At 41.7% G+C, this 2490-nt stretch carries 3 protein-coding genes; all 3 read left to right on the top strand.

What is annotated here, in order from left to right:
• Window positions 1-153: 153 nt before the first annotated feature.
• The gene (locus ACTXGO_RS12315) at window positions 154-672 is read left to right on the top strand and encodes a GbsR/MarR family transcriptional regulator (RefSeq protein ID WP_435949923.1); all 519 of its coding nucleotides are present in this window, start codon (window positions 154-156) and stop codon (window positions 670-672) included.
• A gap of 172 nt (window positions 673-844) precedes the next feature.
• A complete protein-coding gene (locus ACTXGO_RS12320) occupies window positions 845-1342 on the top strand; it encodes a hypothetical protein (protein ID WP_435949922.1) in 498 nt (165 codons plus the stop codon).
• Window positions 1343-1370: 28 nt separating this feature from the next.
• A complete protein-coding gene (locus tag ACTXGO_RS12325) occupies window positions 1371-2336 on the top strand; it encodes a TIGR01777 family oxidoreductase (protein ID WP_435949921.1) in 966 nt (321 codons plus the stop codon).
• The last annotated feature ends 154 nt before the right edge of the window (window positions 2337-2490 follow it).

A 2490-nucleotide genomic window follows, 5' to 3' on the forward strand; every position in this document is an offset into this window, starting at 1 on the left:
GCTGTATCTTTTTTATATTGGACTGGCTATATAGCGTGAAACAGAGACCGTTAAATAAAAAAGTGTATTCTTTAATTTCAGTGTTGACAGAAATAAAAGAATAGCGCAGTATAGATTCAAAGAACTCATAAAAGTTAAGAGTATTTATTTATTATGAAACTAAACCCTGTCACCGAAAAATTTATCTTACATTGGGGCGAAATGGGCTCTAAATGGGGCGTTAACCGTACGATGTCACAGATTCATGCTTTGCTTTATGTCATTGGCAAGCCGTTAAATGCCGAAGAAATCACTGGAACACTAGGCGTGGCACGCTCAAACGTCTCTAACAGCATCAAAGAGCTACAGAACTGGGGATTGGTGCAAAAGGTGTCGATATTAGGCGATCGCCGCGATCACTTTACGACCAATACTGATGTCTGGGAGCTGGCGCGTATCATCGTCGCCCAGCGGCAAAAGCGTGAGCTGGACCCGACCGTTCAATTCTTGCAAGAGCTGATGAATAGTCCTGAGTTTGAACATGAGAATAGCGAAGTAAAAGCTCGTATCCGTGATACGCAAGAGTTCGTCAGCACGCTCACAACTTGGTCATCTGAGATGCTCAAACTACCGACCAATATACTAAAAAAGGTACTAAAACTAGGCGCTAGTATTAAAAAGGTTTTACGCTAATAGTGAAACTGTGTTATTTAAAATAAAAAATTTGAGTACTGTTTTCTGTTTTGACAGAAACTAATAAAATAAAGTTCTATATATTATCCATAGTGAATTCGTAGTTAATTCATTGTCACTACCAACGCTATATTTATACTAAATGAACGACTCACTTTTTAGGGTAAATATAATGAATATAGACAATAGCGCTTATCCTTATTTACAGGTTGTCCTATTATTTTCAGGATTTGGTAGTGTCATCAGTGGACTCATAGCAGAGCTTATTGTTTTGGTTGTTTTTAGAGAGGCGAGCTTTGCGCAGATAGGGTTTCAACCTTTAATATTCGTTGGACTATTTGGGTGTTTACCCGCATTTATAACCGCTTGTATATTAGCCTTTATCAGGCTTAAGCAAAGCGCAAAAAATGCTACAGAGATTACTTTTTTGACAGGGTTTTTAGTATCAGCATTCTACGTGGCTTTTATCGTGCTATACCTAGGTATCGGATCTTTATTAGAAGTTGGCGTTTTACTCGGATTTATGCTCATTGGTGGGGTGTTTGGCGGTACGAGTTCTATAGTAGCGGGCTACTTAACCTTACCTAAACTCACCAAAAGCTGTTTTGACAATAGCGCTAGAAAAGCACAGGATATTGATAAAGATAGTGCTTATAGCAAACATAGATAACGCACAAATCATAACGAATAAGGAAGATATGATGAAGATTTTAATCAGCGGTGGTTCAGGGTTTTTGGGTAGTGCTTTTAGTCAAGAGATCATCAGCCGTTATCAAGGCGACGATAAAGAGGTGCATGTTACTTGGCTCACTCGTGATAGTACGCAAGCGCATCCAAGCCGCGTCAGTATGATGAGCTATGATGAGCTTGCTAAGAGCGATGATAGCTTCGATGTGATATTGAATTTAGCAGGAGCAGGTATCGCCGACTCGCGCTGGAGCGATGAGCGCAAAGAGCAATTGCTCGCCAGCCGCGTGAAACCAACCGAATCATTACTGGAATACGTTGCTCGTAGTAGCACCAAGCCTAAACTGATGGTGAGTGGCTCAGCGATTGGCTGGTATGGCACCCAAGGCGACAAGCCATTAACTGAGAGCAGCGACTACAAGACAGATTTTGCTCATAAACTTTGTGACACGTGGGAGCAACTCGCGCTCAAAGCGACTGCCTATGGTGTACCTGTCGCCATTGTACGTACGGGCGTAGTGATGCATCCTGACGGCGGTATGCTGGATAAACTGATGCTGCCATTTAAAATGGGTGTTGGTGGACAACTGGGTGATGGCCAGCAAATCATGAGCTGGATCAGTCGTGAGGACTGGGTAGGGGCTACGATATTTATTATTGAGCAGCATCTAAATAATGCCGCTAGTAGCCAAGTAACGCAGAACAATGCGATTAAGACAACTACTGATACACCTGCTGTCGTCTACAACTTAACCGCACCCAATCCTGTGAGCAATCATACCTTTACCAAAACCTTTGGCGCCTGGCTACATCGCCCAACGATCTTTACTCTACCAGAATTTTTGCTCAAGCTGATGTTTGGTGAGATGTCGACCTTACTTATCGATGGTCAAAAAGTATTGCCACAAGCACTACAGGACGCCGGCTATAAGTTTAAACAACCGACGCTCAAACAGGCCTTAGAAGAGCAGAAGTAGGGCACCTTTATGAACATGAAAATCAACTTTGTTTCATGTGAAACTTCTCAAGTTTGTTTTTTCAACTTTTAAGCAACGTAGTAACGGTTAAATATAGTTAGGCGGTTTGGACACAGTTTACGAGCCGTCTAATTATTTAACTATTTATTTCAGT

This window comes from Psychrobacter sp. T6-1, assembly GCF_052258445.1.

Coding starts and splice junctions, on each gene's coding strand:
- ACTXGO_RS12315 (WP_435949923.1), top strand. CDS start 154: ATGAAACTAAACCCTGTCACCGAAAAATTTATCTTACATTGGGGCGAA.
- ACTXGO_RS12320 (WP_435949922.1), top strand. CDS start 845: ATGAATATAGACAATAGCGCTTATCCTTATTTACAGGTTGTCCTATTA.
- ACTXGO_RS12325 (WP_435949921.1), top strand. CDS start 1,371: ATGATGAAGATTTTAATCAGCGGTGGTTCAGGGTTTTTGGGTAGTGCT.